At 43.0% G+C, this 21,009-nt stretch carries 19 protein-coding genes, 1 riboswitch and 1 other annotated feature; of the genes, 3 read left to right on the top strand and 16 right to left on the bottom strand.

What is annotated here, in order from left to right; all coding sequences use genetic code 11:
• Window positions 1-69: 69 nt before the first annotated feature.
• Window positions 70-173: riboswitch (SAM riboswitch) on the bottom strand.
• 193 nt (window positions 174-366) lie between these two features.
• The 3 genes from QSV55_RS10645 to QSV55_RS10655 are packed head-to-tail and all read left to right on the top strand — an operon-like array spanning window position 367 to window position 3,870.
• A complete protein-coding gene (locus QSV55_RS10645) occupies window positions 367-1,539 on the top strand; it encodes an amidohydrolase (protein ID WP_289650161.1) in 1,173 nt (390 codons plus the stop codon).
• Window positions 1,520-2,692 carry an amidohydrolase gene (locus QSV55_RS10650; RefSeq protein WP_289650162.1) on the top strand — a complete coding sequence of 391 codons (1,173 nt, stop codon included), beginning with the start codon at window positions 1,520-1,522 and terminating at the stop codon, window positions 2,690-2,692. Before QSV55_RS10645 ends, QSV55_RS10650 begins: the two co-directional genes overlap by 20 nt.
• Window positions 2,692-3,870 (top strand): M20 metallopeptidase family protein, encoded by a 1,179-nt coding sequence (locus QSV55_RS10655; RefSeq protein WP_289650163.1) that lies wholly within the window; start codon window positions 2,692-2,694, stop codon window positions 3,868-3,870. Before QSV55_RS10650 ends, QSV55_RS10655 begins: the two co-directional genes overlap by 1 nt.
• 63 nt (window positions 3,871-3,933) lie before the next feature.
• Here the strand turns inward: QSV55_RS10655 and tuf are convergent, their stop codons facing one another.
• From tuf to QSV55_RS10735, 16 genes are all read right to left on the bottom strand, one after another.
• The gene (gene tuf, locus QSV55_RS10660) at window positions 3,934-5,121 is read right to left on the bottom strand and encodes an elongation factor Tu (RefSeq protein ID WP_289650164.1); all 1,188 of its coding nucleotides are present in this window, start codon (window positions 5,119-5,121) and stop codon (window positions 3,934-3,936) included.
• A gap of 125 nt (window positions 5,122-5,246) precedes the next feature.
• On the bottom strand, window positions 5,247-7,328 hold the full coding sequence (gene fusA / locus QSV55_RS10665) for an elongation factor G (protein WP_289650165.1): 2,082 nt from the start codon (window positions 7,326-7,328) through the stop codon (window positions 5,247-5,249).
• A gap of 97 nt (window positions 7,329-7,425) precedes the next feature.
• Window positions 7,426-7,896, bottom strand: coding sequence for a 30S ribosomal protein S7 (gene rpsG / locus QSV55_RS10670; RefSeq protein WP_133418109.1), 471 nt, complete (start codon window positions 7,894-7,896; stop codon window positions 7,426-7,428).
• 99 nt (window positions 7,897-7,995) lie between these two features.
• Window positions 7,996-8,415, bottom strand: coding sequence for a 30S ribosomal protein S12 (gene rpsL, locus QSV55_RS10675; protein WP_133431846.1), 420 nt, complete (start codon window positions 8,413-8,415; stop codon window positions 7,996-7,998).
• An 87-nt stretch (window positions 8,416-8,502) separates the two neighbouring features.
• On the bottom strand, window positions 8,503-8,757 hold the full coding sequence (locus tag QSV55_RS10680) for a ribosomal L7Ae/L30e/S12e/Gadd45 family protein (RefSeq protein ID WP_133452215.1): 255 nt from the start codon (window positions 8,755-8,757) through the stop codon (window positions 8,503-8,505).
• 113 nt (window positions 8,758-8,870) lie between these two features.
• Window positions 8,871-12,488, bottom strand: a complete 3,618-nt coding sequence (gene rpoC, locus QSV55_RS10685; protein WP_133452216.1) for a DNA-directed RNA polymerase subunit beta' — start codon at window positions 12,486-12,488, stop codon at window positions 8,871-8,873.
• 78 nt (window positions 12,489-12,566) lie between these two features.
• Window positions 12,567-16,106: a DNA-directed RNA polymerase subunit beta gene (gene rpoB, locus QSV55_RS10690; protein WP_289650166.1), complete on the bottom strand. Its 3,540-nt coding sequence runs from the start codon at window positions 16,104-16,106 to the stop codon at window positions 12,567-12,569.
• 186 nt (window positions 16,107-16,292) lie between these two features.
• Window positions 16,293-16,892, bottom strand: a complete 600-nt coding sequence (locus QSV55_RS10695) for a class I SAM-dependent methyltransferase (RefSeq protein ID WP_133452218.1) — start codon at window positions 16,890-16,892, stop codon at window positions 16,293-16,295.
• Between the two features lie 67 nt (window positions 16,893-16,959).
• Window positions 16,960-17,322, bottom strand: coding sequence for a 50S ribosomal protein L7/L12 (gene rplL / locus QSV55_RS10700; RefSeq protein WP_133452219.1), 363 nt, complete (start codon window positions 17,320-17,322; stop codon window positions 16,960-16,962).
• Between the two features lie 34 nt (window positions 17,323-17,356).
• The gene (gene rplJ, locus QSV55_RS10705; protein WP_133452220.1) at window positions 17,357-17,911 is read right to left on the bottom strand and encodes a 50S ribosomal protein L10; all 555 of its coding nucleotides are present in this window, start codon (window positions 17,909-17,911) and stop codon (window positions 17,357-17,359) included.
• 33 nt (window positions 17,912-17,944) lie between these two features.
• Window positions 17,945-18,069: a sequence feature (ribosomal protein L10 leader region), on the bottom strand.
• 34 nt (window positions 18,070-18,103) lie between these two features.
• Entirely contained in the window at window positions 18,104-18,799 is a 696-nt protein-coding gene (gene rplA / locus QSV55_RS10710; RefSeq protein ID WP_133452221.1) for a 50S ribosomal protein L1, read from the bottom strand.
• 95 nt (window positions 18,800-18,894) lie between these two features.
• Window positions 18,895-19,317, bottom strand: a complete 423-nt coding sequence (gene rplK / locus QSV55_RS10715) for a 50S ribosomal protein L11 (protein WP_133418118.1) — start codon at window positions 19,315-19,317, stop codon at window positions 18,895-18,897.
• A gap of 138 nt (window positions 19,318-19,455) precedes the next feature.
• A complete protein-coding gene (gene nusG / locus QSV55_RS10720) occupies window positions 19,456-20,001 on the bottom strand; it encodes a transcription termination/antitermination protein NusG (RefSeq protein ID WP_133452222.1) in 546 nt (181 codons plus the stop codon).
• Between the two features lie 11 nt (window positions 20,002-20,012).
• The gene (gene secE / locus QSV55_RS10725) at window positions 20,013-20,189 is read right to left on the bottom strand and encodes a preprotein translocase subunit SecE (RefSeq protein WP_133452223.1); all 177 of its coding nucleotides are present in this window, start codon (window positions 20,187-20,189) and stop codon (window positions 20,013-20,015) included.
• 11 nt (window positions 20,190-20,200) lie between these two features.
• Window positions 20,201-20,341, bottom strand: a complete 141-nt coding sequence (rpmG, locus tag QSV55_RS10730; RefSeq protein WP_208001524.1) for a 50S ribosomal protein L33 — start codon at window positions 20,339-20,341, stop codon at window positions 20,201-20,203.
• A gap of 48 nt (window positions 20,342-20,389) precedes the next feature.
• Complete coding sequence (locus tag QSV55_RS10735; RefSeq protein ID WP_289650167.1) at window positions 20,390-21,004, bottom strand: sigma-70 family RNA polymerase sigma factor; 615 nt, start codon at window positions 21,002-21,004, stop codon at window positions 20,390-20,392.
• Window positions 21,005-21,009: the final 5 nt, after the last annotated feature.

Below are 21,009 nucleotides of genomic sequence, written 5' to 3' on the forward strand. Positions count from 1 at the left end.
TGTTCATCATCAAGAAGCAAAAAAAGACGTTTTTCCTGTCTACAGGAAAAACGTCGCCATCAGTATCTCTACTTATCTCTCAGTACGGGTGTACTGTAGGAATTGGCACCTTTTCCAGTGGACAGGTTGCTGGACGTCATCGGGCCTAATCCCTCAGTCACTCTTGATAAGAACTATTTAATTTTTGGTTAATATGAATATTAAAGGACTGCTTATTTAATGTCAACACTATTTTCAGAAATTTCTGGCCGCTATCTTGTCTCTCATGCATGCACTTTTTCTCAGACGATTCTGATGATTTAAAATACAGTTGTTTTATTCTGCGAACAGGTTTGCTAGAATTTAAAGAAAACGGGGGGCTGAAATATGGACATAGCACAAGTTGTTGACACGCAGTTGTCCTCTCTGGTTGAACAGAGAAGATATCTTCATCAGTATCCAGAACTCTCATTCCAGGAGACTGAAACTTATCAATATATATTGAAACATCTACAGAAACTCACTCATTTTCATATCAGAGAGCATGTCGGCGGACAGGGTATAGTCGCTGAAATAAAGGGGAATGGCGGAAGAACGGTGGCCTTTCGCGCTGATTTTGATGCACTGCCTATCCAGGACGAAAAGGATGTCCCCTATAAATCGAAGGTGCCGGGGGTGATGCATGCATGTGGTCATGATGGTCATACTTCAATCCTGTTATCACTTTTGTCCATTTTGGACGAACACCATGCTGAACTGAACGGTAACGTCAGCATGATATTTCAGTTCGCTGAAGAATTAGCGCCGGGGGGTGCGAAACCCATGATAGAAGATGGTGCACTTGAAGATGTAGACGTCATTTATGGTCAGCATTTGTGGAGTCCATTTAATACGCACGAAATTCATTGTACAACTGGTCCTATGATGGCGAGTCCGGATATGTTCGAAGTCACGATCATCGGTAAAGGTGGCCATGGCGCAAAACCTCATACGTCAGTCGACTCCATTGTGGCCATGGCGCAGTTCATTACCAGCATCCAGACACTTGTTTCAAGAACGATCAATCCGGTCGATTCTGCTGTCGTGACAATCGGCAAAGTGACCGCAGGAAACGCATTCAATATCATCAGTCACGAAGCAACGTGCACGGGCACTGTCCGCACATTTGATCCTGCCGTCAAACAGCAGATTAAGGACGGACTGGAACACGAGCTGCAAGGACTCGCCCTGGCAAAAGGCATCACTTATAAGCTGGATTATACTGACGGCTATCCCTCAGTCGTCAATCATTCCCGGGAATATGAAATCGTCAAGCGCGCTGCCGAACGCTTGAACCTGCCTTTTGCTGAAGCAGAGCCGATGATGATTGGAGAAGATTTCTCTTATTATCTTCAGGAAAAGCCGGGCGCCTTCTTTTTAACGGGCGCCGGTCATGCAGATGCTCCGCCTCACCATCATTCCCTCTTTGACCTGGATGAGGATTCACTGGCGACAGGCCTTAAAATGTTTTTAGCTATCTTAATGGAAGAAGGTATATTAAATGTTGACTCAATTAGCTGATCAATATAATGATGAACTGATTAAAATTCGCAGATATTTACACATGCATCCCGAACTGTCATTTCAGGAAGAAAAGACACCGGCCTATATTGCAGACTACCTGCGCAGTTTAGGTATAGAGGTGGAGACCGGTGTCGGCGGCCGCGGTGTTGTCGGCCGTATCATCAAAGACCCTGCGCTGCCTACACTGGCGATTCGGGCAGACTTCGACGCCCTACCTATTCAGGATGAAAAGGAAGTGCCTTATCGGTCAACAGTTCCTGGTGTCATGCATGCGTGCGGCCATGATGCGCATACAGCGGTACTGCTCATCACTGCCAAAATACTCAGCCAGCATCAAGATGAGATTCCCGGCAACCTCGTCTTCATTCACCAGCACGCTGAAGAAGTGGACCCAGGCGGCGCTATCCAGATGATAGCTGACGATTGTTTAAGAGGCGTCGATGCTATTATAGGTCAGCATGTCTCAAGTTCCCTTCCTGTCGGACAGATCGGCTATAAAGTCGGAACTGTCACCGGTATTCCGGATGACTTCTGGATCACCTTACAAGGACGAGGCGGGCATGCGGCGCATCCAGATACAACGATTGATCCCGTTGCAGCAGCCATTCGTCTATGCAATGATCTGCAGTATATCGTCTCCAGGAAGACAAAACCGACAGCACCTGCTGTCCTTTCGATTACCATGCTGAATGCCGGAGAACAAAACAATGTCATTCCTGACACTGCTTTTATTGGAGGGACCATCCGGACGTTTGATGCTGAAACACAGAACATCATGTATCAGGAACTTAAAAACTGTCTCGAAGGATTGGTCACTACAACGGGTATCACATATGACTTAAAGTATTTAAAGGGCTATCCACCTGTTGTCAACACGGAAAAAGAAATGATGTTGATTGTCGAAGCCGCAAAAAAAATAGAAAGTGTCACAGAACTGGTCGAACTTGAACCTTCCCTTGGGGGTGAAGACTTCTCCTATTACTTACAGCGCGTACCTGGTGCCTTTTTCTATACGGGCACTCGCAATGAAAACTTTAAGGCAGATTTTCCGCATCATCACCCTAAGTTTGACATCGACGAAAAAGGGATGCTGAATGCCGTAAAAGTCTTCCTGCAGTCAGTAGAAGATTATTTTAGCGGGGTGAAATAATGGACTGGCATATCGAGGACTATCAAGATGAACTGATAAAAGTGAGACGCTATCTCCACATGCATCCTGAACTTTCCTTTAAAGAAGAGCAGACCAAGCGTTATATTGCAGATTATCTCGAAAATTTAGGAATAGAAGTCAAACGTGACATCGGTGGTAACGGCGTAGTCGGTGTGATTAAAGGGAAGCTGGCAGGCCCCACTGTTGCATTCAGAGCAGATTTCGATGCACTGCCGATCCAGGATGCTAAAAATGTGCCTTATAAGTCAACAGTAGAAGGTGTCATGCACGCCTGTGGCCATGACGCTCATACTGCTATGCTGCTGATCACAGCGAAAATTCTGGCGGCTCATTCAGACAGGATCAGAGGCACTATCGTCTTGATCCATCAGCATGCAGAAGAAGTCATTCCAGGAGGCGCCCGTGCAATGATTGACGACGGTGTATTAGAAAGCGTCGACTATGTCTTCGGCACCCATACAGCAAGCTACTTACCGACCGGCACCATCGCTTTCTGTCCAGGTCCTGCTTATGCGAATGCAGACAGCTTCACCCTTCATATCCGGGGTAAAGGCGGACATGCGGCCGCCCCTCACGAGACACATGATGCCATTATTGCAGCAAGCAGTCTCATCACCCAGTTCCAGACCATTATCTCACGGTCTGTAAATCCAACTGCCACCGGCGTAATCACCATCGGAGAATTTAATGCAGGGGATGCTTTCAATGTCATTGCTGAACATGCTTACTTGTCAGGGACAGTCCGTACTTACGCTCAAGAAGTGAAAGAGCAGATCAAGACACGTATGCGCCAGCTTATCAAAGCCGTGGAAGTCGGCTATGAGGTGGAAGTGACGCTGGATTATACAGATGGCTATCCGGCACTTGTTAATCCGCATACCGAAACGGCATGGCTGAAGCAGAAAGTTGAACAGGCAGGCTACGCTGCAGAAATCAGAATACAGCCGCCATCACTTGGCGGTGAGGACTTCAGCTACTTCCTCCAGGAAAGACCAGGTACTTACTTTTATACAGGTGTGATGAACGACGAGAAAGATGCAGCTTATCCCCATCATCATCCCAATTTTGATATAGATGAAGCGGGCATGCTATATGGTGTAAAAACTTTTCTGACCATTGTGGAACATATGGCTGAACTCAGTAACAGGATTGATTAATATCAGCATTAAAAAAAAGCCGAAGAGCGTCCTCTTCGGCTTTTGGCATTCATTTAGAATGAATTATTTTTCGATTACAGATACAACACCTGATCCAACTGTACGTCCACCTTCACGGATTGAGAAACGAGTACCGTCTTCAATCGCGATAGGAGAAATCAGTTCAACGTTCATTTCAACGTTATCGCCAGGCATTACCATTTCAGTACCTTCTGGTAAGTTAACTACGCCAGTAACGTCAGTTGTACGGAAGTAGAACTGTGGGCGGTAGTTAGAGAAGAATGGAGTGTGACGTCCACCCTCTTCTTTTGATAATACATAAACTTCAGCTTTGAATTTAGTGTGAGGAGTGATTGTACCTGGTTTAGCTAATACTTGACCACGTTGTACGTCATCACGAGATACACCACGAAGTAATGCACCGATGTTGTCCCCAGCTTCAGCGTAATCTAATAATTTACGGAACATCTCAACACCTGTTACAGTTGTTTTTGATGGTTCTTCAGTTAAACCGATGATTTCGATTTCTTCACCGACTTTAACTTGTCCACGCTCAACACGACCTGTAGCAACTGTACCACGACCAGTGATTGAGAATACGTCCTCAACTGGCATCATGAATGGTTTTTCAGAGTCACGTTCTGGAGTTGGGATGTACTCATCAACTGCGTTCATAAGTTCCATGATTTTTTCTTCGTAAGCTTCGTCGCCTTCTAATGCACGTAATGCTGAACCAGCGATTACAGGTACATCATCACCTGGGAAGTCATATTCAGATAATAAGTCACGAACTTCCATTTCAACTAATTCTAATAACTCTTCGTCGTCTACCATGTCAACTTTGTTTAAGAATACAACAAGTGCAGGTACACCTACGTTACGAGATAAAAGGATGTGTTCACGAGTTTGTGGCATTGGGCCGTCAGCAGCAGAAACTACTAAGATACCGCCGTCCATTTGTGCAGCACCAGTGATCATGTTTTTAACATAGTCAGCGTGACCTGGGCAGTCAACGTGTGCATAGTGGCGTTTTTCAGTTTCGTACTCGATGTGAGAAGTGTTGATTGTGATACCACGTTCTTTTTCTTCAGGTGCGTTATCGATTTGATCGTAAGAACGAGCTTCCCCACCTAATTTTTTTGCTAATACAGTTGCGATAGCAGCTGTTAATGTAGTTTTACCGTGGTCAACGTGACCAATTGTACCAATATTGGCATGGGTTTTCGAACGGTCGAATTTTTCTTTAGCCATTTTGAAATCTCTCCTTAGATATAAGTTTATATATATCTCATGAGGGATTCTCACCCTCATGAGGTAAAGCTATAACTCATTTATAAAGCATTTTACTGCAAAAATCAATCTTGATAACTTAAAGCTTATTGGCCTTTGTTTTTCTTGATGATTTCTTCAGAAACTGACTTTGGAACTTCTTCATAGTGGTCGAATACCATTGAGTAAGTACCACGTCCTTGAGTGTTAGAACGTAAGTTAGTTGCATAACCGAACATTTCAGCAAGAGGAACGAATGCACGAACAACTTGAGCGTTACCACGCGCTTCCATACCTTCTACACGTCCACGACGACTTGTAACGTCACCCATGATATCTCCCATGTATTCTTCAGGCATTACGATTTCAACTTTCATCATTGGTTCAAGGATAACTGGATCACATTTCTTAGCAGCTTCTTTAAGTGCAAGTGACGCAGCTACTTTGAAGGCCATCTCAGATGAATCGACATCATGGTAAGAACCATCGAATAATTTCGCTTTAACGTCGATCAATGGATATCCAGCAAGAACACCGTTTTCCATTGCGTCTTTAAGACCCGCTTCAACTGATGGAATGTATTCACGAGGAACAACCCCACCGACAATAGCGTTTTCGAATTCGAAACCTTTACCTACTTCGTTAGGTGTGAATTCGATGTGAACGTCACCGTACTGACCACGACCACCTGATTGACGTGAGAATTTACCTTGAACGGCAGCAGATGTTTTGAACGTTTCACGGTAAGATACCATTGGCGCACCTACTGTACATTCAACTTTAAATTCACGTTTCATACGGTCAACTAAGATGTCAAGGTGAAGTTCACCCATACCACCGATGATAACTTGTCCTGTTTCAGGATCAGTATGCGCGTGGAATGTTGGATCTTCCTCTTGTAACTTAACTAAAGCGTTAGTCATTTTATCTTGGTCAGCTTTAGATTTTGGTTCTACAGATAAGTGAATAACTGGCTCTGGGAATTCCATAGATTCTAAGATAACTTGAACTTTTTCATCACAGAGTGTATCACCTGTTGTTGTATCTTTAAGACCAACAGCAGCAGCGATGTCTCCAGCATATACTGTAGAGATTTCTTCACGTGAGTTCGCGTGCATCTGCAGGATACGACCTACACGTTCACGTTTACCTTTAGTCGCATTCTGAACATATGAACCTGAGTTCAATGTACCAGAGTACACACGGAAGAATGTTAATTTACCAACGAATGGGTCTGTCATAACTTTGAACGCTAACGCTGCGAATGGTTCAGCATCGTCAGGTTTAGCTACGATTTCCTGTTCTTCATCATCAGCTGCATGACCTACGATAGGCTTAACATCTAATGGTGATGGTAAGTAGTCAATTGCTGCATCAAGCATTAATTGAACACCTTTGTTTTTGAAGGCAGTACCAGCTAAAACTGGGAAGAACTCAACGTCACAAGTCGCTTGACGGATAGCCGCTTTCAGTTCATCAGCACCGATTTCTTCTCCACCCAGGTATTTCTCCATTAATTCTTCATTGAAGTCAGCAACTGCTTCAATTAATGCTTCACGTTTTGCTTGTGCATCTTCTAAATACTCTTCAGGAACGTCAGTCACTTCGATATCAGTTCCTAAGTCATTTGTATAAGTATGAAGTTTCATTTCAACTAAATCAACGATTGCGTTGAATTCATCTTCAGCACCGATCGGCATTTGAATTGGGTGTGCATTCGCTTGTAATCTGTCGTGTAAAGTACCTACAGAATAATCAAAGTCTGCACCTGTTTTATCCATTTTGTTGATGAATACGATACGAGGTACACCGTATGTTGTCGCTTGACGCCATACAGTTTCAGTTTGTGGTTCTACACCTGACTGTGCATCAAGTACAGTAACAGCACCATCAAGTACACGAAGTGAACGTTCAACTTCAACAGTGAAGTCTACGTGACCTGGTGTATCGATGATGTTGATACGGTGACCATTCCACTGCGCTGTTGTAGCAGCTGAAGTGATTGTGATCCCACGTTCTTGTTCTTGCTCCATCCAGTCCATCTGTGAAGCACCTTCATGTGTTTCACCAATTTTATGGATACGGCCAGTATAATAAAGAATACGTTCAGTAGTCGTCGTTTTACCAGCATCGATGTGAGCCATGATACCGATATTACGAGTGTTCTTCAAAGAGAATTCTCTTGCCATGGGTATTCTTTCTCCTTCCAGGAATTGGGTTTATATTTAGAAAGACACCAAAAGCATGCAAAGACTGAAGTCTTTGCTGCGATTGGTTACTTTCATCTTACCAGCGGTAGTGAGCAAACGCTTTGTTTGCTTCTGCCATTTTATGAGTATCTTCACGCTTCTTAACAGCACCACCAGTGTTGTTAGCAGCATCTAAGATTTCATTTGCTAAACGCTCTTCCATTGTTTTCTCTCCACGAAGACGAGAGTAGTTTACTAACCAACGTAAACCTAAAGTTGTACGACGCTCAGCGCGTACTTCTACAGGTACTTGGTAGTTAGAACCCCCAACACGACGAGCTTTAACTTCTAAAACAGGCATGATGTTGTTGATAGCTTCTTCAAAAACTTCCATTGCATCACGACCTGAACGTTCTTGAACTAAGTCGAATGCTGAGTAAAGAATTTTTTGAGCAGTACCACGCTTACCATCAAGCATGATTTTGTTGATTAATTTAGTAACCAATTTAGAGTTGTGAATTGGATCCGGTAATACGTCTCTTTTTGCAACAGGACCTTTACGAGGCATGTGTATGTCCTCCTTTCCAAGTATATTTATTAGCTGATTTAATGTCTAGCAATGACTTTGATATTTACATAAATGAAACAATTCAGTTAGTAATATCAATTATTTTTTTGCTTTAGGTTTTTTCGCACCGTATAATGAACGGCTTTGCATACGACCGTCAACACCTGAAGTATCTAACGCACCACGAACGATGTGGTAACGTACCCCCGGTAAGTCTTTTACACGTCCACCACGAATAAGTACAACACTGTGTTCTTGTAAGTTGTGGCCGATACCAGGAATGTAAGCATTGACTTCGATATTATTTGATAAACGCACACGTGCATATTTACGTAACGCTGAGTTAGGTTTTTTAGGTGTCATAGTACCTACACGTGTACAAACACCACGTTTTTGTGGAGATGCTACATCAGTAGATTTTTTCTTATGACTGTTATAACCTTTGTTCAGTGCAGGTGCAGTTGATTTTTTAATTTTAGAAGTACGAGGCTTCTTAACTAATTGGTTAATAGTAGGCATTTTGTATGTCCTCCTCTCTGTTCTTTAATTCCACACATCCAGGTGGTTCATTTTTAGGGTAAATAAAAATTTTGTAAGAATAATGGCTTACAAACCATTTTTCAAGTAAGCAGCGATCATCGCTTTCACTTGAATTCCAAATCGATTTCCAAGTTCTCGACGAGAATCGATGAATTCTATTGGAACTTGTTGCGTGTGTGCCTTTAAGAGCACATCGGTTAATAAGTGGATTTGAACATCCTGCGCAATCACAATCGATTCTGCACGGTGCTCTTTTAATGCCTTCAGCGTCTGCTTCAGGCCCACTACATATTGATTAGAATGAACTTTTTCATTAGACATGGAAATCCTCCAAAGTGCTTCTGCATCAACCTTAATTATATTAACACCTTATGAGATAAGTGTCAACTCCTATTAATAAAAAATAAAAGTGGATCCTAGTGGATCCACTTTTACTATTCAGTCACAAACGCTTCTTCCGGTTCAAATTCCGGTGCATCTTTTTCGTATTCAACGCCTGAATAACGTCTCATACCTGTACCAGCAGGAATTAATTTACCGATAATAACGTTCTCTTTAAGACCGAGCAAGTCATCACGTTTACCTTTGATCGCAGCATCAGTTAACACACGTGTGGTCTCCTGGAATGATGCAGCAGATAAGAAACTTTCTGTTTCAAGTGATGCTTTTGTAATACCCAGTAAGACAGGTTTCGCTGTCGCCGGACGTTTTCTGTTTTTGAAGATCTCACGGTTAGCATCTGTAAAGACATGAATGTCTACCAGTGCGCCCGGCAGGAGATTCGTATCTCCCGCTTCAATGATACGGACTTTACGTAACATCTGACGGACCATGACTTCAACGTGCTTATCTGAAATTTCTACCCCTTGCATACGGTAAACTTTCTGTACCTCTTTAAGCAGGTAGCTTTGTGTCGCGTTCAGACCTGCTACAGCAAGTAGTTCCTTCGGTTCAATTGAACCTTCCGTCATGACTTCACCGCGGCTGACTTTAGAACCGACCTCTACTTTCAGACGAGCTGTCGCTGGTGCTAAGTACGGACGTACTTCGTTTTCACCTTTGACTTTGATTTCCTGCATACGGTCTTTAACGATATTGATTTCAACGACTTCACCGTTGATTTCAGAGATGATCGCTTGACCTTTCGGGTTACGCGCTTCGAATAACTCCTGGATACGCGGTAAACCTTGTGTAATATCGGCACCGGCTACCCCACCTGTATGGAAGGTACGCATTGTAAGCTGTGTACCTGGTTCACCGATAGATTGTGCAGCGATGGTACCGACTGCTTCACCGACTTCCACTTTTTCCCCTGTTGCCAGGTTTTTACCGTAACATTTTTCACATACACCGTGACGTGTATTACATGTGAAGGCTGAACGGATATGCATTTCTTCAATACCTGCATCCACAATTGCTTTTGCGATTTCAGGAGTGATCAGTTCATTTGATTTGACCAGGACTTCTTTTGTCTCCGGATGACGGACTGTCTCACGGGAGTAACGTCCTTCTAAACGCTCAATGAATGGCTCGATCAACTCTGAACCTTCGCGGATAGCAGAGACTAAGAGACCCCGGTCTGTACCACAGTCTGCTTCACGGACAATGACATCTTGTGCCACGTCTACAAGACGACGTGTTAAGTATCCTGAGTCAGCTGTTTTCAGCGCTGTATCGGCAAGACCTTTACGCGCACCGTGTGTAGAGATGAAGTATTCAAGTACTGTCAGACCTTCACGGAATGAAGATTTGATAGGTAACTCGATGATTCGACCAGCCGGGTTGGCCATCAGACCACGCATACCCGCAAGCTGCGTGAAGTTAGAGGCATTACCACGGGCACCAGAGTCACTCATCATGAAGATCGGGTTAAGGTCATCAAGAGAGTTCATCAGACGTGCTTGAATCTCGTCTTTCGCTTTAGTCCAGATATCAATGACGGCTGCATAACGTTCGCTTTCAGTGATTAAACCACGTGTGAACTGTTTCGTTACTTTGTCGACTTTCTCTTCTGCTTCACTGATGATCTGTTGTTTATCCGGTAATACCACGATATCAGATACACCAACTGTGATACCTGCACGTGAAGAATAACGGAAACCTAAGTCTTTCATTCTATCAAGCATCATTGATGTATCAGTGATGTGGAAACGATTGAAGACTTCAGCGATGACTTGACCGAGGAACTTTTTGTTGAATGGTTTAACGAGCGGTGTATTCTCCAGATATTTGAGTAATCCTTCTTCCGGAATATCCGTCGCATCCACAAAGTACTGTTCAGGCGTTTTTTCTTCAAGGTTTGTCAAAGTCGGCTCGTTGATGAACGGGAACGATTCCGGCATGATTTCATTGAAGATGACTTTTCCGACACTTGTAATCAGCAGCTGTGTATTCTGTTTATCAGTGAAGGTCGGGTTGTTGAATGATGAGGCACTCACTGCGATTCTTGAATGCAGGTGAACGAAACCATTTGTATAGGCTTTGATGACCTCATTTGCATCCTTGAAGATGCGTCCCTCACCGATAGAACCACGGCGCTCAAGAGTCAGGTAGTAGTTACCTAAGACCATATCCTGAGAAGGTGTTACAACCGGCTTACCATCTTTCGGGTTCAGGATGTTCTGTGCCGCAAGCATCAGCATACGCGCTTCTGCCTGCGCTTCTTTAGATAACGGTACGTGAACGGCCATCTGGTCACCATCGAAATCGGCATTGTAAGCTGTTGTTACAAGCGGATGAAGACGGATTGCACGTCCTTCTACAAGGGTTGGTTCAAAGGCCTGGATACCTAATCTGTGAAGCGTCGGTGCACGGTTCAGCAGAACAGGATGTTCACGGATGACATCTTCTAATACATCCCATACTTCAGCATCCATACGCTCGATTTTACCTTTAGCGTTCTTGATGTTCGTAGCAATTTCACGTTCTACAAGTTCTTTCATCACAAACGGCTTGAATAATTCGAGTGCCATTTCTTTTGGAAGACCACATTGATACATCTTAAGGTTTGGACCTACAACGATAACTGAACGACCTGAATAGTCTACACGTTTACCAAGTAAGTTCTGACGGAAACGACCTTGTTTACCTTTTAACATATGCGATAAAGATTTCAGCGGGCGGTTACCCGGTCCTGTTACCGGACGGCCACGACGACCATTATCAATCAGCGCATCTACCGCTTCTTGCAGCATACGTTTTTCGTTCTGCACGATGATGCCAGGCGCACCTAAATCAAGCAGGCGCTTCAGACGGTTGTTACGGTTGATGACACGACGATATAAATCGTTTAAGTCACTTGTCGCGAAACGACCCCCGTCAAGCTGAACCATCGGACGGATTTCCGGTGGAATGATCGGCAGTACATCTAAGATCATCCAAGATGGGTCATTACCTGAATTACGGAATGATTCCACTACTTCCAGACGTTTGATTGCTCTTGTCAGACGCTGACCTGTAGCTGATTCCAGTTCTTCACGTAAAGATTTCAGTTCGTCATCAAGATCGATTGTTGTCAATAAATCTTTAATGGCTTCTGCACCCATCTTCGCCGTAAATTGACCCGGGAATTTATCATAATATTCACGGTATTCACGTTCTGACAGTAAAGATTTTTTCTCAAGACCTGTCGGACCTGGATCAATCACTGCATAAGAAGCGAAGTAAATCACTTCTTCAAGCGAACGAGGAGACATATCGAGTAAAAGACCCATACGGCTCGGAATACCTTTGAAGTACCAGATATGTGAAACTGGCGCTGCAAGCTCGATGTGACCCATACGTTCACGGCGAACTTTAGATTTCGTTACTTCAACACCACAACGGTCGCAGACCATCCCTTTGTAACGAACACGTTTGTATTTCCCACAGCTACATTCCCAGTCTTTTGTTGGCCCGAAAATCTTTTCGCAGAATAAACCGTCTCTCTCTGGTTTTAATGTACGGTAGTTAATTGTTTCTGGCTTTTTAACTTCACCAAAACTCCATGAACGGATTTTTTCAGGTGAAGCGAGACCTATCTTCATGTAATGAAAGTTATTTACATCAATCAAAGCCCTACCTCCTCAAGTTTTTATATTAAAAGTGTCTAAAGAAGAGCTTAAGCTCTTCTTTCAGGCACATCGTCAGAATTACTTTTCAGTCACTTCAGTTTCTTGAGGGATGTTTAAGTTGATTTTTGTATCAGCATAATCGTCATCCTCAAGGTCACGCATTTCAATTTCTTCGTCTTTATTATCCATTACTTTAACGTCGAGTCCTAAACTTTGAAGCTCTTTCATCAATACGCGGAACGATTCAGGAACACCTGGTCTCGGAATGTTCTCGCCTTTAACGATGGCTTCATAAGTTTTCACACGGCCGACTGTATCATCTGATTTATAAGTAAGGATTTCCTGTAAGGTGTAAGCGGCACCGTATGCTTCAAGTGCCCATACTTCCATCTCACCGAAACGTTGTCCACCAAACTGTGCTTTACCACCCAGTGGCTGCTGAGTGACAAGTGAGTATGGTCCAGTAGAACGTGCGTGCAGTTTGTCGTCTACCATGTGAGCAAGTTTCAGCATGTACATCACACCTACAGAGACACGGTTATCAAATGGTTCACCTGTACGACCATCGTAAAGAACCGTTTTACCGTCACGTGCCATGCCTGCTTCTTCGATTGTTGACCAGACATCTTCATCGTTCGCACCATCGAATACTGGAGAAGCAACGTGGAGCCCTAAGTTTTTCGCAGCCATACCTAAATGTAATTCAAGTACTTGTCCGATGTTCATACGTGATGGTACACCGAGTGGATTAAGCATGATATCGATCGGTGTTCCGTCCGGCATAAACGGCATGTCTTCTTCCGGTAAGATACGAGAGATAACCCCTTTATTACCGTGACGACCACACATTTTATCTCCGACGTGGATTTTACGTTTCTGAACGATATAGACACGAACCAACTGGTTGACACCTGGTGATAATTCGTCGCCGTCTTCACGATTAAAGACTTTAACATCAAGAACGATACCACCTGCACCATGAGGGACACGTAATGAAGTATCACGGACTTCACGCGCTTTCTCACCGAAGATAGCATGAAGCAGTCGTTCTTCAGCCGTTAATTCAGTCACACCTTTAGGCGTTACTTTACCGACTAAGATATCCCCGTCTTTAACTTCAGCACCGACATAAATGATCCCGCGATCATCTAAGTTTTTAAGGGCGTTATCAGAAACGTTCGGAATATCACGTGTAATTTCTTCAGGTCCGAGTTTAGTATCACGGGCTTCTGATTCATATTCTTCAATATGAATAGAAGTATAAACGTCATCTTTGACAAGACGCTCGCTCATGATAACAGCATCCTCATAGTTATAACCGTCCCAAGTCATGAAGCCGACTACTACGTTACGTCCAAGGGCCATCTCGCCGAGTTCCATAGATGGACCATCCGCTAAGATTTCACCTTTTGTGACGACGTCGCCTACTGCTACGATAGGGCGTTGGTTATAACATGTACCTGAGTTTGAACGCGCAAATTTAGATAATTTGTAAGTATCTAAATCTGTTTCAATCTCTTTGCCGCCCTCTTCGACGATACGACGGACTTTAATCTGACGGGCTTCAACGTGTTCAACACGCCCTTTGTACTTCGCAACAACTGCCGCACCTGAGTCACGGGCTGCTACGTGCTCCATACCTGTTCCGACAAATGGCGCTTCCGGATTCATTAAAGGTACCGCTTGACGTTGCATGTTCGCACCCATTAAGGCACGGTTGGAGTCATCATTTTCTAAGAACGGGATACACGCTGTCGCAGCTGAAACGACCTGCTTAGGTGATACGTCCATGTAATCCATACGTGTACGAGCCATTTTCGTGTTATCTCCGCGGAAACGGCACACTACTTCGTCATCAAGGAAATGTCCTTCGTCATCAAGGCGTGCGTTCGCCTGTGCCACAACGTAAGCATCTTCTTCATCGGCTGTTAGGTAGTCGATCTGATCGGTTACGCGATTCGTCTCAATATCTACTTTACGATATGGTGTTTCAATGAAACCGAACTCATTGACACGCGCATATGAAGATAATGAGTTGATCAGCCCGATATTCGGACCCTCCGGCGTTTCAATCGGACACATACGACCATAGTGAGAATAATGGACGTCACGCACTTCCATACCAGCACGCTCACGTGTTAAACCACCGGGTCCTAATGCAGAGAGACGACGTTTATGCGTTAACTCTGCTAATGGGTTCGCCTGGTCCATGAACTGTGATAACTGAGAGCTACCAAAGAATTCTTTGATAGAAGCGATCACAGGACGAATATTGATGAGCTGCTGCGGCGTGATAGATTCTGTATCCTGAATACTCATACGCTCACGTACGACACGCTCCATACGAGACAGGCCAATACGGAACTGGTTCTGCAGTAACTCGCCCACTGAACGAAGACGACGGTTACCTAGGTGGTCAATATCATCGGTAAAGCCGACACCGTGCAGTAAGTTGAAGAAGTAGCTGATGGAAGAAATAATATCAGCAGGTGTGATACTCTTCACTTCATCATCAGGGAAAGCATTACCAATGATAGTCGTCGTACGTTTTTCTTCATCACCAGGAATATAGACTTTGACTGATTGAATTTCAATCGGCTCATCGAGAAGACCATTCTCAAGTTCATAAACTTTGAGGTTGGCATTATTTTCAAGCACATCAATGATCTGATCGAGGTTACGACGGTCAAGCAGTGTGCCTTCTTCAGCTACAATCTCGCCTGTTTCGACATCTACAATCGGCTCAGCAAGCGTCTGGTTGAAAAGACGGTGTTTTAAATGCAGTTTTTTGTTCATTTTATAGCGACCCACACTCGCTAAATCATAGCGTTTTGGATCGAAGAAGCGAGAATACAGTAAGCTTCTTGCATTATCTACTGTAGGTGGTTCGCCCGGACGAAGACGTTCATAGATTTCAAGTAAAGCAGACTCGACAGAATCTGTATTATCTTTATCAAGCGCATTGCGTAAATATTCATTATCGCCTAATAAGTCAATAATCTCCTGATCGCTTGAGAAACCTAATGCACGCAGCAGAACAGTAATAGGTAACTTACGTGTGCGGTCAATACGAACAAAAACGATATCTTTCGCATCTGTTTCATATTCAAGCCAAGCTCCACGGTTAGGAATGACAGTTGCACCGAAACTTACTTTACCGTTTTTATCTACTTTATCATTGAAGTAAACAGATGGTGAGCGGACGAGCTGCGATACGATAACGCGTTCGGCACCATTGATAACGAACGTTCCTGTATCAGTCATCAGCGGGAAGTCACCCATGAATACTTCCTGCTCTTTTACTTCTCCTGTTTCTTTAATGATCAGACGAACTTTAACACGGAGCGGTGCAGAATAAGTCGCATCACGGTTTTTCGCTTCATCTAAGTCATATTTAGGTTCGCCAAGTCTATAGTCTACAAACTCTAATGACAGATTGCCTGTGAAGTCTTCAATCGGAGAAATGTCACGGAACATTTCAAGAAGTCCTTCTTCAAGGAACCATTCATAAGATTTCGTTTGAATCTCGATTAAGTTCGGTAATTCTAAAATTTCGGAGATACGTGCGTAACTTCTACGCTGACGATGTCTTCCGTACTGGATAAGTTGACCTGTCAACAGATTCACCCCTCAAAGATTGTAATGACTCACGAGCTCATAAGACAAAAAGAAAACGGAATCCATATTAACTCCATTTTCGAAATATATGACTGTCTTCATCTTGCTAATACGAGCTAGAAAAGTACATACTTATTGAATTTAAAATTTAACATTCTATTACTATAACAGACGGCAACTTTCCAGTCAACCTTTTACACTCTTTAATATATAATAACCTTTATCTTTCGTCAGCACGGTCACATTGCCGAATAAACTTTCCATCCTTTTCTTTGCTGATGGCATACCCTGCTTCTTCTGGATGACGACATACAGCGCCCCGCCCGTCTCCAGTCTCTCATAGCTCTGATCGAGAATCTGATTGACGACCTCTTTGCCTGCACGGATAGGCGGATTCGTCAGTACGGCATTAAAAGTCTCCTCTACCTGCTCCAGTGCATCGCTTTTATAAATATTCACGTTACCAATACCGTTAGCTTGCGCATTTTCTTCGGCCAGATTAAGCGCACGTGCGTTGACGTCCACCATATGAACCTGGCTGTGAGGATGAACTTTCGCAACCATCAGCCCGATCGGACCATAACCGCAGCCGACATCCAGTATTTTTGAGCCGTGCATCTCTTCCTGCAGAAAGGCACGAACAAGCACATTCGACCCGAAATCAATACTGCCTTTTGAAAACACCCCGCTGTCAGTTTTCAGTTTCAGTTCATACGTTTCATATGTATAGGTAAAATGGACAGGGTTTGATGCGACATCCTGTTCTTCACTGTAATAATGACTCATACGGCACTCCTTTATATAAAAATAAAACCCGTTATTATCATAACGGGTTTTTTCATGGAAGTGGTAATTATTTAACTTCTACAGTTGCGCCAGCTTCTTCTAATTTAGCTTTTAATTCTTCAGCTTCTTCTTTAGAAACGCCTTCTTTAACTGCTTTAGGAGCGTTATCAACTACGTCTTTAGCTTCTTTTAAGCCAAGACCAGTTGCTTCTTTAACAGCTTTAACAACTTTGATTTTTGAAGCGCCAGCAGATACTAATTCAACTGTGAATTCAGTTTGTTCTGCTTCAGCAGCGCCACCAGCTGCACCAGCTACTGCTACAGGAGCTGCTGCTGTTACACCAAATTCTTCTTCAATAGCTTTAACTAAGTCGTTTAATTCTAATACTGACATTTCTTTGATTGCATCGATGATTTGTTCTTTAGTCATGATTATATTTCCTCCATTTTTGTTTTAGTTTTAATTATGCTTCTGTTGTTTCTTCAGTCGCTGGTGCTTCTTCAGCTGCAGGAGCTGCTGCTTCTGTACCAGTTTCTTTTTGTTCGCCTACTGCTTTAACAGCGTAAGCGAAGTTTCTCATTGGTGCTTGTAATACTGAAAGTACCATAGAGATAAGACCTTCTTTTGATGGTAAAGAAGCGATCGCTTTAACTTCTTCAACAGAAGTCACTTTACCTTCGATGATGCCGGCTTTGATTTCTAATTTTTCGTTTTCTTTAGCGAAGTCAGCAATAATTTTTGCTGGCGCTACAACTTCTTCATTAGAGAATGCGATTGCGTTAGGGCCTGTTAAGAATTCTTCAATTCCTTCAACACCTGCCGCTTCAGCTGCACGACGAACTAAAGTGTTTTTGTAAACTTTGAATTCGATGCCTGCTTCGCGAAGTTGTTTACGCAGTTCAGTTACTTGGGCAACTGTTAAACCACGATAGTCAACGATGATTGTAGATACTGAGTTTTTAAACTGTTCAGTAATCAAATCCGCTTGTTGTTGTTTCATTTCAACTGCTTTAGACATTCTGACACCTCCATTAAGATTTTCGTGCTTTTTTAATAAATTAAAAAAGCACTTTTCACCCATGGTAAAAAGTGCTTGAAGATTCAAGTCAATTTTCACCTCGGCAGGATAATTAAGCACACGGCCCCTGCTGTCTTAGGTTATAAATACAGATTACACTATAACGTGTAATCTGATATTTGTCAATATAAATTAGTTACGGATTTCAGCTGGATCAATTTTGATACCAGGGCCCATAGTAGTAGAAACTGCTACAGATTTGAAGTAAACACCTTTTGATGATGCTGGTTTAGCTTTTGCTAAAACATCTTTAAGCGTGTTGAAGTTTTCAACTAATTTCGCTTCATCAAATGATACTTTACCGATCGCCGCATGAACGATACCTGCTTTTTCAGCACGGTATTCAACTTTACCTGCTTTGATTTCTTGAACTGCTTTTGTAACGTCCATTGTCACTGTACCTGTTTTAGGGTTAGGCATTAAACCTTTAGGTCCTAAAACACGACCCAGTTTACCGACTTCACCCATCATGTCAGGTGTTGCAACGATAACGTCGAAATCAAACCAACCTTGGTTGATTTTGTTGATGTACTCAGTATCACCAGCGTAGTCAGCACCTGCTGCTTCCGCTTCTTTCAGTTTTTCACCTTTAGCGAATACTAAGACACGTTGAGTTTTACCAGTACCGTTCGGCAGAACGACTGCACCACGGATCTGCTGATCATTTTTACGAGTATCAATTCCTAAACGGAACGCAACTTCAACTGAAGCGTCGAAGTTTACTGTGCTTGTTTCTTTTGCAAGTTTGATTGCTTCTTCTACTGAGTAGAAGTTTTGAGCATCAACTTTTTGTACGGCTTCTTGATATTTTTTACCTTTTTTAGCCATTGTCTTTCTCCTCCTTTAGTGGTTTTAGCGGAATGTCCTCCCACATTAATAACGCAAGAGCAGACGTCAGACGTCTGCTTTTTTAAAACGATTGATTATTTAATTTCAAAGCCCATGCTACGAGCAGTACCAGCGATAATACGCATTGCTGCTTCAACGCTTGCTGCGTTTAAGTCTTCCATTTTTTCTTCAGCAATTTGACGTACTTGGTCTTCAGTTACTGTAGCCACTTTGTTTTTATTAGGTTCGCCTGAACCTTTTTCAACTTTAGCTGCTTTCTTCAGTAAGACTGCTGCAGGTGGAGTTTTAGTGATAAATGTAAATGAACGATCTTCAAATACAGAAATTTCAACTGGAATGATTAAACCTGCTTGTTCTTGTGTACGTGCGTTAAATTCTTTACAGAATCCCATGATGTTCACACCCGCTTGACCTAATGCTGGACCAACCGGTGGTGCTGGATTCGCTTTCCCTGCAGGAATTTGTAATTTAACAACTTTGATAACTTTTTTAGCCACGATGTGCACCTCCTATAGTATCGTGATGTGGTCACAGGGTATGAGATTTACCCTCCCACTCAACAATCGTGTTTAGACACGACCCTAGAATAATATCATTTCTTACACCATTTTTCAAGTGTATATTTTAATTTTTTATTATAATTTTTCAACTTGGTCAAATTCAACTTCAACAGGTGTCTCACGACCGAATAATTCAACGAGAACTGTCAGCTTATATTTCTCAGCATCCATCTCCTTGATTTCCCCTACTTGATTAGTAAACGGACCTGTCGTGATGCGGACCTGTTCACCGATTTCAAGTTCCACATCAATGGTTTTCTCTGCCATACCCATTGATTTCAGGATAAACTTCGCTTCTTCCGGCAACAAAGGATTTGGTTTTGAGCCGGCTCCTGCTGAACCTACAAAACCTGTTACCCCCGGTGTATTACGCACAACGTACCATGACTCATCTGTCATGACGAGCTCCACTAATACGTAACCTGGGAAGGTTTTTTTGAGTGATGTCTTACGCTTACCATCTTTAATCGTTGTTTCTTCTTCTTCAGGAATCACAACGCGGAAGATTTGATCCTGCATGTTCATGGACTCAAGACGTTTTTCCAAGTTGTCTTTGACCTTATTTTCGTACCCAGAATACGTATGAACCGCATACCAATGCTTTTTGCTTTCTTCTGACATGATGTGCCTCCTTAATTAATTAACTTGATCAGTTCTGTAATACCTAAATCGACTGCATAAAAGAATAAAATAAAGAATAAAACCGTGAGCACAACGATTGTTGTATCACGCACAACTTCTTGACCGGTCGGCCAAGTCGTTTTTTTCATTTCTGATATAACACCCTGGAAGAAATTTTCCTTCTGCATGAGATTGCCTCCTAAATTGACTCTTTGTGTATCGTATGTGCATCGCAGGTCTTACAGTATTTTTTCAGTTCCAGCCTTACTGCTGAATCCTGTTTTGTCGCTGTATAGTTTCTGCTGCCGCATCTCGAACAGTTCATCGCTACTTTTTTCACTTTAACTCACCTTAATCTTATTTAATATAAAACCTAAAGAATTAATTGTCAACGCATCAACTGGGAGAGAACCTTTCTTCTGAGCCGTGCATGTGCGTTTCTGACGATGCGCTCAGACTTCTCTTCCAGCTCCATCACTTCAATCAGATTCCGTCCGGCAAGCAAATGTTTCAGCAGTTTGTACTCGAAAGGACTTAAGCCGAGCGTCACTGGATTGATCAGCAGCCACAGCTCTTTATAGATACTATCGCTCTCAGGGGAAGGCTTAGAGTCACGGAGCGTCTCTTCAAGCGTCTGGTCAGAAGTCTGTTCATGGATGGGCTGCTGCATACTGGTAAACAAACGATACTGACGCTCTTTTCTCGCCCAGTCTATCAATCGATAATGCAGGACCTTTAAATAGTACGGACGGAAACTGACGCATTTTTCTTCGTTGAACTTCAGTGCCGTTTGATACAGAAGAATCAGTGCATCCTGATAGACTTCCTGCTTATCAAGATGCGGATAGCGACTGCTGCAATGTAGAATAAGGGGTTTCAGACGGGCCGTCAACGTCTCAAAAGCAACTTCGCTGCCCTTATTGATTTCAGAGACAAGACTTTCATCACTTTCACTATGATAATCAGCAGGGGTTTCAAAAATATACAGCAGTAGAATGTCCACAGCAT

This window comes from Macrococcus bovicus (assembly GCF_030376725.1).
Taxonomy (GTDB): Bacteria; Bacillota; Bacilli; order Staphylococcales; family Staphylococcaceae; genus Macrococcus; species Macrococcus bovicus.

Bases quoted from the DNA above. Each gene is read 5' to 3' on its own strand.
- rpsL (WP_133431846.1), bottom strand. From the start codon at position 8,415: ATGCCTACTATTAACCAATTAGTTAAGAAGCCTCGTACTTCTAAAATT.
- fusA (WP_289650165.1), bottom strand. From the start codon at position 7,328: ATGGCAAGAGAATTCTCTTTGAAGAACACTCGTAATATCGGTATCATG.
- QSV55_RS10655 (WP_289650163.1), top strand. From the start codon at position 2,692: ATGGACTGGCATATCGAGGACTATCAAGATGAACTGATAAAAGTGAGA.
- rplA (WP_133452221.1), bottom strand. From the start codon at position 18,799: ATGGCTAAAAAAGGTAAAAAATATCAAGAAGCCGTACAAAAAGTTGAT.
- QSV55_RS10650 (WP_289650162.1), top strand. From the start codon at position 1,520: ATGTTGACTCAATTAGCTGATCAATATAATGATGAACTGATTAAAATT.
- tuf (WP_289650164.1), bottom strand. From the start codon at position 5,121: ATGGCTAAAGAAAAATTCGACCGTTCGAAAACCCATGCCAATATTGGT.
- rpsG (WP_133418109.1), bottom strand. From the start codon at position 7,896: ATGCCTCGTAAAGGTCCTGTTGCAAAAAGAGACGTATTACCGGATCCA.
- nusG (WP_133452222.1), bottom strand. From the start codon at position 20,001: ATGTCAGAAGAAAGCAAAAAGCATTGGTATGCGGTTCATACGTATTCT.
- rplL (WP_133452219.1), bottom strand. From the start codon at position 17,322: ATGACTAAAGAACAAATCATCGATGCAATCAAAGAAATGTCAGTATTA.
- secE (WP_133452223.1), bottom strand. From the start codon at position 20,189: ATGCAGAAGGAAAATTTCTTCCAGGGTGTTATATCAGAAATGAAAAAA.
- QSV55_RS10680 (WP_133452215.1), bottom strand. From the start codon at position 8,757: ATGTCTAATGAAAAAGTTCATTCTAATCAATATGTAGTGGGCCTGAAG.
- QSV55_RS10645 (WP_289650161.1), top strand. From the start codon at position 367: ATGGACATAGCACAAGTTGTTGACACGCAGTTGTCCTCTCTGGTTGAA.
- QSV55_RS10695 (WP_133452218.1), bottom strand. From the start codon at position 16,892: ATGAGTCATTATTACAGTGAAGAACAGGATGTCGCATCAAACCCTGTC.
- rplJ (WP_133452220.1), bottom strand. From the start codon at position 17,911: ATGTCTAAAGCAGTTGAAATGAAACAACAACAAGCGGATTTGATTACT.